Origin of the sequence: Pantoea sp. FN0307 (assembly GCF_050113815.1) — a bacterium.
Classification (GTDB): Bacteria; Pseudomonadota; Gammaproteobacteria; order Enterobacterales; family Enterobacteriaceae; genus Mixta; species Mixta alhagi.
The window spans coordinates 734662-746912 of record NZ_JBNJSO010000001.1 but is presented as its reverse complement, the minus strand read 5'-3'; the positions used below and the strand labels follow the sequence as shown (position 1 = coordinate 746912).

The window sequence follows — 12251 nt, the reverse complement described above, 5'->3', positions numbered from 1 at the left end:
ATTAGGGTTCGGCATTTGGCCTGCGGCTTCATCACCGTCATAAATGTTATCGACAACGTTAAGCAGGACTTTAGGTTTTTTTTGCAACTTCGCTAAATTAATTAATGCAGGTAAACGATAATCAACCGCTAAAAAAAACGCCCTCGTAATGAGGGCGTTGTCGGATGCGTAATTGATAACAATTAACGCAGCAGGGACAGCATGGTCTGCGGAACCTGGTTGGCCTGAGCCAGTACGGAACTGCCAGCCTGCTGCAGGATCTGCGCGCGGGACATGTTAGACACTTCCGTTGCGTAGTCAGAATCCTGAATACGGCTGCGGGCTGCTGACAGGTTGTTTACCGTGTTGTTCAGGTTAGTGATGGTGGACTCAAAACGGTTCTGAGACGCACCCAGCAGGCTGCGCTGGTTGTCAACCGCTTTGATGGCCTTATCGATGTCTGCCAGCGGGTTACCGTCGGTGCCGCCGCCAGAAGTCACGGTGCCGCTCAGAACGTCAAAGCCTTCAGCATTGGTGGTACGTGCGTTGCCGTTGATGGTCTGAGAAGAAACATCACCCGTCGCGCTGGAGGTGTTGAACAGGTTGTAGTCGTTGCTTGAGCTCAGGCTGATAGAGATAGTTTCATCATCTTTAGAACCTACCTGGAAGCTGTAGCTGCTTGAGCCAGAACCGGTGTTCAGCACTTTGATGCCGTTAAAGTCAGTCTGCTTGGTTACGCGATCGATTTCTTCCATACGCTGGTTAACTTCAGCCTGGATAGAGTCGATGTCAGAAGCAGAGTTAGAGCTGTTCTGCGCCTGAACGGTCAGGTCACGTACGCGCTGCAGGTTGTTGTTGATTTCGCTCAGCGCGCCTTCAGCGGTCTGCGCCAGAGAGATACCGTCGTTAGCGTTACGTGCTGCCACGCCAAGACCGTTGATGTTAGAGGTGAAGCGGTTAGCGATCGCCTGACCTGCTGCGTCATCTTTTGCGCTATTGATACGCAGGCCAGAAGACAGGCGCTCGATCGCGGTGCCCAGAGAAGACTGAGATTTGCTCAGGTTGTTCTGAGTCATCAGCGACAGGGTGTTAGTGTTAATTACTGCCATGATGTTTTTCCTTTAAAAAATGGTTCAGATTCAGGCATCTGTTCTACGGCTTCATCACCGTCAACCTCATTATCGTCAGCGCTAAAACAACCTTTAGAAAAATTTTCAAAAAATTCGCAAACGGGTAAAAGCCGGAAGTGCAATAAAGAAGGGCTTTTTATCTGCCCATTGATTTTTTTATCCAGGGCTAAGCTTTTACCAGACGCTGCCGATACCCTCTCCAGTGATAGTCAACCAACGAAGGATTACAACATGGCAAGTGTTAGCTCTCTCGGTGCGGGAACCAGCCTCGATCTGCAATCATTGTATGACAGCCTGGAGACATCAGAAAAAACACGCCTGACCCCGATCACCACCCAGCAGAGTTCCTATAAAGCGAAGCTGACGGCCTGGGGCATCGTGCAAACATCGCTGTCAAAATTGCAGACCGCTGCTGATAAGCTGAAGGATACCTCCAGCATCGCGTCAACCAAGGTCAGCAGCACTAACACCGCTTTTAGCGCAACGCTGGCTAACAGCGCGACGGCAGGCAACTATTCGGTGGAAGTCACAGCGTTGGCTAAAGCACAGTCGCTGCTCTCTAAATCTGCCACCAGCAAAGATACGGATCTCGGTGACAGCGCGATGGCTTCGCGCACGATTACTATTGCGCAAAGCGGTCAGGAAAAGCCGATGACCGTGACGCTGACGCAGGATAAAACCAGCCTGGCGGATATTCGCGACGCGATTAACCAGCAACAGGGCAGTGTTACCGCCAGCATTATCAAGTCTGACGACAATACCTATTATCTGTCGCTGACTTCACGCGATACCGGCACCGCTAATGAGATGACGATCACCACCGACGACAGCTCGCTGGCACAGTACATTGGCTATGACAAAGCTGCGACGACCAATGGGATGACTCAACAGGTCGCTGCCGCCGACGCTCAGCTGACGATCAACGGCGTGGCGATCACGCGCAGCAGCAATACTATTACCGATGCGCCAGAAGGGGTCACCCTGACGCTGACGAAAACCAACGCCGGTAGCCCGGAAACGCTGACGGTGGAAAAAGATAACCAGCCGATGGTTGATGCGGTGCAGGCTTACGTTGATGCCTACAACTCACTGCAAACCACCATCTCTAACCAGACTAAATACACTGCGGTTGATCAGGGTAACGGCGCTCAAAATACCAGCAATGGCGATCTATTGGGCGACGGCACGCTGCGTAATATCCAGACGCGCCTGCGTTCAACGCTCTCCACCTCGCAGGCCGGCGGCGATTTTACGCTGCTGTCGCAAATTGGCGTGACGCAGGATATTAACGGCAAACTGACGGTAGATAGCGATAAGCTGAACAAGGCGCTGGATGAAAAAGCGACCAGCGTAGCGACGTTCCTGTCAGGCGACGGTAGCACTACCGGTTTCGCAACACAAGTTAGCGCCCAGTTAAAGTCTATCCTGGCGTCTGACGGCTCAATCCAGCGTGCGGAAGACGGCATTAATACTACGCTGAAACGCCTGTCCGAACAGTATGATCGCGTCACCAAGCAGATTGAGGCGACGATGGCACGCTATAAAACACAATTTACCAGTTTAAGCACCTTAGTCTCATCGATGACGCAGACCGGGAACTATCTGACCCAACAGTTCAGTGCGATGAATAAATAACCAGAGGATTAAAATGTACGCAAAATCGGGAATCCAGGCCTACGCCCAGGTTGGCGTTGAAAGTGCCGTGATGAGCGCCACTCCGCATCAGCTGGTGGTATTGCTATTTGATGGCGCGTTAAGCGCCATGAAAAAAGCGGCCATTTTGATGGATCAGGGCGACATTCCCGGTAAAGGTCAGGCGCTCTCTAAAGCCATCAACATTATCACCAATGGTTTGCGTGCCGGCCTGAATCATGAGGCTGGTGGCGAAATTGCAGCGAATCTCGACGGTTTGTATGACTATATGACCCGCCGTTTGCTGCACGCCAACCTGCATAATGATCCGGAGGCTATTAGCGAAGTGGAAAGGCTACTAACCAATATTGCCGATGCCTGGAAAGAGATCGGTCCGAATGCGCAAGCTACCCAGGAAGCCTGATGATGTCAGCTAATGTTGATTTGCTTCGTCGTTATCAGCAGTTGCTGATGCTCAGTAATACCATGTTGACGCTGGCGAAGCAGAGTCAATGGGATGAGCTGATCGGTCATGAAGTAGGTTATATCCAGGCGGTGGAAAGCGTGACGCAGGCAGCAGCAGGTACTCCCCTGCCCGCTGCGATGCAGACGCAAATTCGTCCATTGCTGAAACAGCTGCTGGATAATGAAAAGCTGATTAAAGATTTGCTGATTATTCGGATGGATGAGCTACGCTCACTGGTTAATCAGGGTAATCAGCAGAAAAACGTCACCTCCGCCTATAGCCGTTTTTCCGGTAATGTCCTGCACCCTTCCGACCTGTAAATGAGGGTGACGGATCGAAGCCTGGGCGAAAAAAGTTAACAGATGACACGCGCTTGCGTGTCATCGCCTTTTTTACGGCTGCCGTTTAGCAGGCTGCGTGGCAAAAACAGCACGCATATTCTGCGGCTCAATGTTCTGGATAACCGCCGCATTTGGCTGAAGCGCAACCTGCTCCAGCGCCTGTTGGCATTCAATCGTGGGCTGCTGGACTTTCTTCAGCGTCAGTTTGTCGTAATGTAACTCACTGCCCTCAAGCTCCAGCGGCATAACGCGCAGCTGCCTGTTAACGTTTACGTATTTTCCATTCAGCAGCGTTAGCTTGCCTGGTTTTGCGATGACCCGCTGCCACTGACGACAATCCAGCGTATCTCCCTCGGCAGTAATAATCAGGCTTCCCATAGCGCGATCGCTAATCAACCCGCTCTGCGGCCCGATAGTTTGCCAGTAACCTTGCAGATTGGCCGGAGCAGGTGTTTTTACCGCCTGCTGGTATTGATTGATCTGTGCACAGCCCGTCAGCGCCAGCGCGCCCAACAGCATCCACTTTTTCATTCTGGCTCCCTAACCTTCATTTGATGGCGGCTACGTTATAATTTTTCCCCCTGCCAGCGCAAGAAACTTGCGCATCAGTCAGGTTAATGCAGGTGATTAAGGACATTTTTCCCCACCCCGCCCGGGCAGTGAGTAACTTTGCGGCGGTTAAATGGCGATCGCCTGACAGCTGCATCACCTCAGGTTACACTTAACACCATCTTTATTTACAGGTTACGCCCATGAAAACGCCTCAAGAGTATTATGCTATCGCCCGTTCAATGTTTTTGTCAGCCCATCCTGACTTTCAGGCTGCCCTTGATGGCCTGACGCAGGAAGAAGCAGACGGGTTTAATATGTCGCTGGCACAGTATCGCAGTATGCAGGCGGATCGGTTTTATGCCGCGTTTCTGCGGGCTAAAAATCAGGATGCCATTCTGTTTTCTATTCAGCTGGCGGAACCTGATAAAGAAGTAGCGATTCAGGCAATCGAAGGCTATCTGCAAGAGCACGCGGCAGCACTGGGGATGACGTGGGAAGAGTTTTGCCAGAAAAATGATTTATAAGGGCTAAATAATTTATCGTAAAATGCGTCAATAACGATGCCGCACCGTCGGATTAGCAGCAGATAAGATTGTAGAGAAGGATTTTTATCTGACCTTTCCGGTAACAGAATCACGCCAAACTTTGCAAGCGTGCATCGTACTGCCTCTGAAGATGTCGCTGGTTCAACACCTTCAGAGGTTGTTTTAACTTCGCTCTACCACGTCTTCATTAATATAGCGCGTTACCGCCAGCAAACGGTTAATGTGCGTTAAAAGCAAATCGATATCAGACTGGATCACATCGGGCGATGCCCGCGAAGCAGCCAGTATGGCGTTGCTAATGTTCTTTTCGATGCTGTCAGATCCTTCTTTCCCGGCAGTTAACAACAGCGCGGCAACCAGCAGTGATTGTGCCTCCACCTGCGCTGTAAGTTCTTTGGCTTCCACATCCATTTTTGCCAGTTTCATCAAAATATCGATGACAAGGTGTTTCATGGTGATCCCCTTTTAGTTTTGCGAACGAAACTACCACGCAAATGGTGCAAGTTGTATAAGACAATACGTAAAGCAACCAGAATAATGATTTCTGATGCGCGCGTTAAAAAATGCATTTGATACTGTTTGCATATCCAGTATGATAACGGATGCTTCGAGCGGTGCCGAATCAAGAGGATTGCTACCCATGTTTGTTGAACTGATTTATGACAAGCGCAACGTTGCCGGGCTACCTGGCGCGCATGAACTTATTCTGGAAGAGCTGCAAAAAAGAATTCATCGCACTTTCCCGGATGCAGAGGTAAAAGCTAAGGCTATGCAGCGTAACGCCATTGAAAGCGACGCCAGCAAAAGTGATAAATCGATTATTATCCGCATTGTTGAAGAGATGTTTGATGAAGCGGATATGTGGCTGGTAGCGGAATAACCTGTCTGTCAGATAAAGAAACCGCCCTTTGGGGCGGTTTTTTTTGGCTAGATTACCGTACTGGGATCCTGGCCTTCATCGTCATCATCTTCCAGCGGATCGGCATCGTCATCGTCGTCAGCGATTTCGTCCGGCGTTTGCGGTACGGGCTCATCATCTTCTAACGGATCATTTACATCAGGACGCTCTGACATTTTAACCTCCAGTAACCCGACAGGGGCTTAATAAGTGTAGGCGGTGGCCGTAGATAATCGGGCAAGAAATTTATCTCTTGTCGATGCGGTCACAGTTAATGCGTCTGGCCTGTCGTTTGTCCCGAACTGCCTTTAAACCGGGCTTTTGCTGACCGCCTTTTATGTGCTTTAACGTGGCCCGGTTGATAACACTTTGCGTGCACATCTGATTTTCAGGCATAAAAAAAGCCCACCGAAGTGAGCCTTTTATTCAAAATACGTGCTGATAAATCAGCCGCTTTTGAAAGATTGCCCCGGTCAGCAGACCGAAGCTTTTGCCTTTATCATGCCCTTTGCTGCTCAGGTTAAAACCCTCATCGCTATCGCAAGGCTTGATACAGGCTAAAACGCCTTACAGCGCAACAACGTTAGTTGCTGACGGACCTTTAGCACCGTTCTCGATAGAGAACTCTACTTTCTGGCCTTCATCAAGGGTTTTGAAATCGTTGCTCTGGATTGCAGAGAAGTGTACGAATACATCTTTGCTGCCATCTTCCGGAGAAATGAAGCCGAAACCTTTCTCGGCGTTAAACCATTTTACTAAACCAGTCATTTTGTTAGACATAGTAACTTCCTTCTTAATTGGTGAGCCAGCTAGCGTGGCATACAAGGTCTGTATTGCAGAGAATACTTACTGGGCACTTAGAAGAGGCTCAAGAAGAAGGGTATCTAAGATAACGCTTTAAATGAGGACTGCTTTACTAAAACTGCTTTCATAAGGTCTGACTTCCAAACCGATGCGTCATTTACTCATGGAACCTAATTGAGCGCAAGCGTTATTTTGAATTGTTTTACTGTGCGGTATGAAATAATAAGCGCAGCGCTTGTGGGTGCTAAGCGCAGCGATATGTAAAGAAACGTATAGAAAAAAATAATGCTGCCGCGCTTTGTTTTATTAATATTCTCTGCTACGTCGTACAAAAAGCAACCTGAATGGCAGAGGCGTTCTATTCCCGCTTCGCTTTAATACTAAACCAGGCGGAAGCTGCCGCAAGGATTAAAAACATGACTCCAAAAGCCATGCCGCTGGCCATAAAACGAAGAATAGCACCAGCTAAAAACGCAACCGCTAAAATGGCAAAAAGTATACGTTTGTTCATGTATTTGCTCCCCTCATCTCTTTCCCTTAAAGATTAGCAGAGCCCCGGCGGCCCAAGATAAAAACTACGCGAAAACCTGCTGAAAACAGTAACGATCACTATTCAGCAATTGCCTGACATTCCGTAGTGGTATCCTTCATCAGGTCGCTAAAAATACCGCTTCGGCCTTTGCTCCACCACTGCCAGATATTACCGTTATATTTCGCCCCACTGCCTGATATTACATTAGCCATCACTATTTCAGGACCATCGCCCTTCTTTATTACTGCAAGTGCGTTGGGCTGGTTATTATAATAGGTGACCTCAAGCCGTTGCCCATCATCACACCGGTAAACCGCCTGAGTGGTGTCGGTAACGCCCTTTCCCGGCAGTGAATAGGGTGTGCTGCATCCGCAGAGCAATATAGCGATAACGACCAGACCTGCTTGATTTTTATGCATAACTTCTCCTTAAAATAAGCGCATATGGAGGCGGATTTGGTACTTTCTGAAAGCCCCGAATTTATCCCGCCATCGTGATTAACACCCATTATTAGCGTTAATTATTCCGCCATTCAGCAAATAATAGTGACACAAAATTGGGACATCGCAGAGCTGATACCGCCTGGCTCTGCGAGCGAATGCATAACGGGAATGACTCAAGAGTGGATTTTAAGCCCTGTACGTTATTAAGGCTACATCTTCACCCGTCCAGATTTTAACGCTTGATCCGCATAGCTGTGTATCGTTGCGATAGCAACAGCCAGGCGTTTCGCCTTCGCTGGCGACTGGCTAATCTGTTCTATTTTTCGCGCCTGTGCGGCAATGGTTTTCTTGAGCTTTTCATTCTCCAGCAGCAGCGTGCTGCTATCATGACTGTGCAGCTGTTCGCAATAAAGCATTAAAGAGGAAAAATCATTAGCATTAAGCGTTACCGTTTCAGGCGTTCTTTTTTCAATCCAGCTAAGTAATGACCTGATACGCTCTGGCGACCAATCTGAAATCATTCTACTCATAAATAACCCTGGTATTTTGCTGTGCAAATAAAAATCAACAATAAAAAAAACTGTCATGCTTATTAAAGAGCGCTATTATTAGCCATTGCCTGATGTTGATAAAATGATCGAAATCAAGAATAAAAACGCAGTTTTATCCCTAATTCACTTATTCAATATAATAGTGCTTAAAATCAGATTTCCCCTGGCATCACAGATAGCGGGAAATGATGAAATTTCAGACAGATTATTATTTTCATCAAGTAGATTACCTTATAAAAAATCCCCCTGAGAATTGACGATGGCTAAAAACCTCCACCCAATTATTATTCAGCGTTCGTAATTTTCTTATTAATGTAATAAAAAATAGCGCTCACGATAAAAGATTGCTAATTATTCTTACTTATTTCATTTAATTATTGCTATCAATTATAAAACCCTATGATTGTTTATCCCATGTCCAAAACGCGCCCCCCCGTGGCTTGCGGCAACAAAAAACCGCCCGCAGGCGGCCTGATAAACATAACAGCATGCTAAGAGACGTTACCCACAATGTGGCCATCTATCTCTTCGATTTTTAGCCGTAGCAGGGCATTGTGCATTTCATCAAACTCGCCGTTACCTGATTTAATTCTCAGATCTTTCATATGGATAAAGTTTGCCGGGATAGATTCGCTTTCAGAAACGGGGGTGTATACATCATCCGCGACCCGCGCAAAATGTTCCGCCAGGTTTTCACCGATATCTCCCACCTGTGCTAAGTTTTCAGCCAGCGTTGAGTAGTACTCTTTACCAGAAATCATTAAGCCGCTGATCACCGTGCCTTTCAGGAAAAGGGTTATCCCAAAAGATCCGCCGACCGCATTTACTATATTAGTGAGATAAACCAAATCCATATCGCGCATCTTGCTTGCCACGACGTTTTTAACTTCTCTATCTTCAGACATCACATCCCCCTTGCCATAATGAAGGTGATACAGCTGATAAGAATATCTTTAGCTTAGTAGAAACCTGATGATGTGCCCGCTCTTGTTGGGTGCCCTCGCTGCCTGCCAAAAACATAACGCATTTTTAATTACCGGCTATGTATTGATCGCTTTTGCTGCTGTCATGTTGTAACAGGTAACAGCTTCCCTTGATATGACGCAATTTTTACCTCATATGTTGTGGTAGGATACTTCCCGCCTGGGTCGTTAGCTCAGCTGGTAGAGCAGTTGACTCTTAATCAATTGGTCGCAGGTTCGAACCCTGCACGACCCACCAGGCGGCCATCGTATAATGGCATTACCTCAGCTTCCCAAGCTGATGACGCGGGTTCGATTCCCGCTGGCCGCTCCACGCTTCCCTCTTTTTTACATGCGATATGCCGCAGCCGGCAGATTTTAGTGAATACTTCAGGACGGTATCGAACATTACAGGCAGATCGCCGCGCCGTCGCCACACAGCATCGACGCGCAATCAGAAGGAGGAGAAACAGTGAAGAAAACAATTTACCTGCCCCAGTTTGATAAAAAGGCGGAGGCTGAGGTTTTTGGGGGCAAAATCACCGTACGATACGACGGTAATGAAGGCTTCCCACGCAACCTTAAAGTTAAAGATCAGTTCTACGTCGTTATAGATGAGCAGGAAAAGGTGATGATCCTGACCCGAAAAGCCATTGGCTCATGGCACTTCTCATTGCTGTAACAATCCACTGAACTCAACAAGCCTCGCTCCTGCGGGGTTTTTTATTATCAGGCAGATCTTTTCCAGGCGAGATTTAACCAACAGGCCTGAACCTGGCCCACTACACTTGCATATTCATGAAACCACCTCATAGTGCCGCTATGCTGTGTTGATGCTGGGTGATGTGTGTTTTTGCAATGCATTACCGCAAACCGATTCCTTGCCTGCCGTGGCTTTGAGTTGCTTTGCGGTAATTTTTTGCCCTACATATGCCCTAACCCATCCAATGCACGTTTTGTGAGCAGCAAAGCTTTGGCAAAGGTCACAAAGCCCTGCATGTCCCAAATCTGTCTCACCTAAATTCAGACCAGAGTGAAATCGTCATCAAAGTCATTCCCTCGCTGATGCATGTGGTTCAGCTCGGTCAGGTACTTGATACCTTTGAACAGCGATGTTGGTCTTTCGAACTCCAGCCAGAAACAATGCGACAGTGTGCGCCCAAAACAGTACCCGCCGTCATACTCCTTCCGTCGCTGGAAGAACACCCACTTGCCGTTTTTAAATCGATCAAGTGATTCACCCCGATAAACAATCTGGTAGTTAGCGTCTTTCCCGCCCATGGTTCCTGTCCCTTTTAAAATGACTGTATATAAACACAGTAAAGATAAGGTGGTAGTTGAGCAAGCTGGAGAAAAGTAGAGGCAGTTCTGTCGCGATCAATTTTTCTTAACTTAACGCTTTCGCTCTGCTGATGATTCCTTATAATTCTTTGCACTAAACATAAGGTATGGACACATGTCACAGATTAAATACAGGCCAGATATAGATGGGTTGCGGGCATTAGCTGTACTGCTCGTTGTGCTTTACCATGCAAAATTCCCTATCCCTGGGGGATTTGTAGGAGTAGATGTTTTTTTTGTTATATCTGGCTTTTTGATAACAAGAATTATCGACAAAGAAATACGTGAATCTCAATTCACATACACTAGTTTTTATGTCAGACGCGTTAAAAGGCTTATTCCGGCCTTGTTTTTTATGTTGATGATAGTGTCTGTTTACTGCAGTTACTATCTGATGCCAGACGATCTGATGTCATATGGCAAGACTGCGCTTCTCTCCTTGCTTGGCGTTAGTAACTTTTATTTTTACTGGCACACTAATTATTTTGAATCTTCCTCTTTCGAGCCATTGCTTCATACATGGTCACTGGCAGTTGAGGAACAATATTATATATTTTGGCCTGTTATTTTAATGGCAGCAAACAAAGTTAAGAAGCGAGGAGTAAAGGCCGTCGTTTTTTGCATTCTTTTCTTTGCATCAGTTTTTTTGTCATGGTATTACGTCAATCAGGACAAAAATCTCGCATATATGATGTTGCCTTTTCGATTTTTTGAACTGATGTCCGGAGCGTTACTGGCCATCAATTTAACAAAAATTGAAATGCACTCTAAATTGAATGATATAACCTCCGTTTTGGGGCTTTCGCTCATTATTGGTAGTGCATTTTTACTTAATGATAACAGTTCCTTTCCCGGAATTTCAGCTCTTCCGGTAACACTTGGCTCAACTTTACTGATAGCCTCATCTGGTGGCATAGTTAATCGTATGCTTTCGTTTTCCCCTGTTGTTTATATTGGCAGGGTATCGTATTCATTCTATCTATGGCACTGGCCATTCATTATACTTGCAGTTTATCGCGGCATTGAACTTGACACATTTAACGCGTCATTGCTTGTTTTGGCCGCATTTTTAATGTCATGTATCAGTTACCATTTTATTGAAAATCCATTCAGAAGGCTTAGTAAAGCAGTTATTGTCTTCCCGGCAGTCTATGTACTTCCCCTTTGCTGCGCCTATTTGTTCATGGTATACCTGAATAATACGTCAGGCATGAAATGGCGTATTGACGGAATGTTTAACGAACTCGATGATAAAAACTCGGCGCATATAGTTCGCTCCGCCTGCACTGAGAAAATGAAGATAGGTAACATTAATGAATGTTGGCTTGGGGTCAAAAAGGACACGCCCGATGCATTAATGATTGGTGATTCATTTGGGAATGCTGCAACACCGTTTATTGACGTCCTGGCAAAAAATGCTGGAATAATGGTGACTGACACAATGCGCAGCACTACCCCATCTCTGCCGGGAGTGTATGTTAGCCGTATTGATAAAAAGATGCCTGACGATGAGATAACTCGCGTCCTGAAGTATACTCGCGATAGAATTGAATACGCCAGAAATGTTAAGATGGTTATCATCTCTGACTATTTTGACCAATATAATGAAAAGAACCCAACGTTCAGAATTTACAACGCCAATGGAGAGGTTGTTAACGACAAAGTTTTTGCAATGCGTGAGCAGGTTATCCGTGATCTATTGAGTAAGGGTGTTAAGGTATTCATCGTTGCTCGCCCCTTCAAGGCCATTGGCAGGAACGAGATAGCGAGGCTCAGGGCGTTAAAAATGCGCCACGTTCTCTTGTCTTCAGTTCTTATAAAGCCCAAGGAACCAAGAAATGAAAGGGTGGAGTATCGCCTGAAACGTAAATTTCCAGAAATTACGATTATCGACTTTAATGACGTTCTATGTAATGCAGAAGGATGCTCTCCTTTTGTTAATGGAGATATTATTTTCAGGAAAGATGGAGGGCATCTTAATTACACGTCTGCTGCAAAGATAGGTGCTTTATATTTAGAGGAATTCAAAAACCCTCTGGCAATTAAATAATTATTTAGAGCCTCTCATAAGTAGA

17 protein-coding genes and 2 tRNA genes are annotated in these 12251 nt (G+C 46.6%); 9 read left to right on the top strand and 10 right to left on the bottom strand.

Translation table 11 applies throughout. The annotated features are described in order from the left end of the window. Nucleotides 1–182: 182 nt before the first annotated feature. A complete protein-coding gene (locus ACQE3Z_RS03460) occupies nucleotides 183–1088 on the bottom strand; it encodes a flagellin (RefSeq protein WP_426972162.1) in 906 nt (301 codons plus the stop codon). Nucleotides 1089–1340: 252 nt separating this feature from the next. Here ACQE3Z_RS03460 and fliD point away from each other — a divergent pair, with 252 nt between their 5' ends. The 3 genes from fliD to fliT are packed head-to-tail and all read left to right on the top strand — an operon-like array spanning nucleotide 1341 to nucleotide 3527. After that, entirely contained in the window at nucleotides 1341–2744 is a 1404-nt protein-coding gene (fliD, locus tag ACQE3Z_RS03455) for a flagellar filament capping protein FliD (protein WP_426972160.1), read from the top strand. A gap of 13 nt (nucleotides 2745–2757) precedes the next feature. Further along, nucleotides 2758–3165, top strand: a complete 408-nt coding sequence (gene fliS / locus ACQE3Z_RS03450; RefSeq protein WP_250650212.1) for a flagellar export chaperone FliS — start codon at nucleotides 2758–2760, stop codon at nucleotides 3163–3165. Continuing rightward, a complete protein-coding gene (gene fliT / locus ACQE3Z_RS03445) occupies nucleotides 3165–3527 on the top strand; it encodes a flagella biosynthesis regulatory protein FliT (protein WP_426972158.1) in 363 nt (120 codons plus the stop codon). The genes fliS and fliT overlap by 1 nt, the downstream gene beginning before the upstream one ends. Before the next feature lie 72 nt (nucleotides 3528–3599). Here fliT and yedD read toward each other — a convergent pair whose 3' ends face one another. Further along, the gene (gene yedD / locus ACQE3Z_RS03440; RefSeq protein ID WP_426972157.1) at nucleotides 3600–4079 is read right to left on the bottom strand and encodes a lipoprotein YedD; all 480 of its coding nucleotides are present in this window, start codon (nucleotides 4077–4079) and stop codon (nucleotides 3600–3602) included. Nucleotides 4080–4300: 221 nt separating this feature from the next. Here yedD and ACQE3Z_RS03435 point away from each other — a divergent pair, with 221 nt between their 5' ends. Then, the gene (locus tag ACQE3Z_RS03435; protein WP_426972156.1) at nucleotides 4301–4624 is read left to right on the top strand and encodes a DUF6388 family protein; all 324 of its coding nucleotides are present in this window, start codon (nucleotides 4301–4303) and stop codon (nucleotides 4622–4624) included. Between the two features lie 183 nt (nucleotides 4625–4807). Here ACQE3Z_RS03435 and iraP read toward each other — a convergent pair whose 3' ends face one another. Beyond that, entirely contained in the window at nucleotides 4808–5098 is a 291-nt protein-coding gene (gene iraP / locus ACQE3Z_RS03430; protein ID WP_426972154.1) for an anti-adapter protein IraP, read from the bottom strand. Nucleotides 5099–5285: 187 nt separating this feature from the next. Here iraP and ACQE3Z_RS03425 point away from each other — a divergent pair, with 187 nt between their 5' ends. Continuing rightward, entirely contained in the window at nucleotides 5286–5525 is a 240-nt protein-coding gene (locus ACQE3Z_RS03425) for a DinI-like family protein (protein ID WP_038625468.1), read from the top strand. Between the two features lie 47 nt (nucleotides 5526–5572). Here ACQE3Z_RS03425 and ACQE3Z_RS03420 read toward each other — a convergent pair whose 3' ends face one another. The 6 genes from ACQE3Z_RS03420 to ACQE3Z_RS03395 all read right to left on the bottom strand — a co-directional run bounded on the left by ACQE3Z_RS03420 (nucleotide 5573) and on the right by ACQE3Z_RS03395 (nucleotide 8778). Continuing rightward, nucleotides 5573–5719 carry a hypothetical protein gene (locus tag ACQE3Z_RS03420; RefSeq protein WP_167373296.1) on the bottom strand — a complete coding sequence of 49 codons (147 nt, stop codon included), beginning with the start codon at nucleotides 5717–5719 and terminating at the stop codon, nucleotides 5573–5575. 391 nt (nucleotides 5720–6110) lie between these two features. Next, nucleotides 6111–6323, bottom strand: coding sequence for a transcription antiterminator/RNA stability regulator CspE (cspE, locus tag ACQE3Z_RS03415; protein WP_085071379.1), 213 nt, complete (start codon nucleotides 6321–6323; stop codon nucleotides 6111–6113). Nucleotides 6324–6705: 382 nt separating this feature from the next. Beyond that, the gene (locus ACQE3Z_RS03410; RefSeq protein WP_426972153.1) at nucleotides 6706–6858 is read right to left on the bottom strand and encodes a hypothetical protein; all 153 of its coding nucleotides are present in this window, start codon (nucleotides 6856–6858) and stop codon (nucleotides 6706–6708) included. Nucleotides 6859–6956: 98 nt separating this feature from the next. Further along, nucleotides 6957–7298 (bottom strand): MliC family protein, encoded by a 342-nt coding sequence (locus tag ACQE3Z_RS03405; protein WP_426972152.1) that lies wholly within the window; start codon nucleotides 7296–7298, stop codon nucleotides 6957–6959. A 233-nt stretch (nucleotides 7299–7531) separates the two neighbouring features. Next, nucleotides 7532–7909: a hypothetical protein gene (locus ACQE3Z_RS03400; protein WP_426972151.1), complete on the bottom strand. Its 378-nt coding sequence runs from the start codon at nucleotides 7907–7909 to the stop codon at nucleotides 7532–7534. Between the two features lie 455 nt (nucleotides 7910–8364). After that, the gene (locus tag ACQE3Z_RS03395; RefSeq protein WP_426972150.1) at nucleotides 8365–8778 is read right to left on the bottom strand and encodes a gas vesicle protein; all 414 of its coding nucleotides are present in this window, start codon (nucleotides 8776–8778) and stop codon (nucleotides 8365–8367) included. Nucleotides 8779–9018: 240 nt separating this feature from the next. Here ACQE3Z_RS03395 and ACQE3Z_RS03390 point away from each other — a divergent pair. The 3 genes from ACQE3Z_RS03390 to ACQE3Z_RS03380 all read left to right on the top strand — a co-directional run bounded on the left by ACQE3Z_RS03390 (nucleotide 9019) and on the right by ACQE3Z_RS03380 (nucleotide 9517). Continuing rightward, nucleotides 9019–9094: transfer RNA gene (locus tag ACQE3Z_RS03390), tRNA-Lys, on the top strand. Nucleotide 9095: 1 nt separating this feature from the next. Continuing rightward, nucleotides 9096–9169 (top strand) — tRNA-Gly (locus tag ACQE3Z_RS03385). Between the two features lie 138 nt (nucleotides 9170–9307). Then, nucleotides 9308–9517, top strand: coding sequence for a hypothetical protein (locus ACQE3Z_RS03380; protein WP_085071375.1), 210 nt, complete (start codon nucleotides 9308–9310; stop codon nucleotides 9515–9517). A gap of 341 nt (nucleotides 9518–9858) precedes the next feature. Here the strand turns inward: ACQE3Z_RS03380 and ACQE3Z_RS03375 are convergent, their stop codons facing one another. Then, nucleotides 9859–10116, bottom strand: coding sequence for a hypothetical protein (locus tag ACQE3Z_RS03375; RefSeq protein WP_426972149.1), 258 nt, complete (start codon nucleotides 10114–10116; stop codon nucleotides 9859–9861). A 175-nt stretch (nucleotides 10117–10291) separates the two neighbouring features. Here ACQE3Z_RS03375 and ACQE3Z_RS03370 point away from each other — a divergent pair, with 175 nt between their 5' ends. Then, on the top strand, nucleotides 10292–12226 hold the full coding sequence (locus tag ACQE3Z_RS03370) for an acyltransferase family protein (protein ID WP_426972148.1): 1935 nt from the start codon (nucleotides 10292–10294) through the stop codon (nucleotides 12224–12226). Nucleotides 12227–12251: the final 25 nt, after the last annotated feature.